This window comes from Vibrio sp. 10N.222.49.C9 (assembly GCF_041474985.1).
In the GTDB taxonomy this organism is placed as follows: domain Bacteria; phylum Pseudomonadota; class Gammaproteobacteria; order Enterobacterales; family Vibrionaceae; genus Vibrio; species Vibrio crassostreae_C.
On sequence record NZ_JBFRVD010000962.1, the window covers coordinates 1 to 264 of the forward strand.

A 264-nucleotide genomic window follows, 5' to 3' on the forward strand; every position below is an offset into this window, starting at 1 on the left:
CTTAACAGTCGCACTATCTGCTATGAAGGACTGCGGATAACGCCGATACAGTGAAAGCGCAAACCCCCTACCGAATGAGTTATGAATATTGGCATTGTGAACCAACACATTCCCCCCACCCTCTTCACAAAACGCAATAGCGTCACCATTGACACTCTCACCCCCTGTTGGGCTATTCCAATAAGCAAATTCAGTAATCGATAAGACATCGATACCCAATGTCTCTTTCCAATACATCGCTCTCTGGAAAATATAGGATTCCAT

The 264-nt window shown here is 44.7% G+C and carries 1 protein-coding gene; it reads right to left on the reverse strand.

Going from position 1 to position 264, the window contains the following annotated elements:
• Positions 1–219: hypothetical protein (locus AB4585_RS26420; protein ID WP_372171718.1), on the reverse strand; the 219-nt coding region annotated here is incomplete at its 3' end.
• Positions 220–264: the final 45 nt, after the last annotated feature.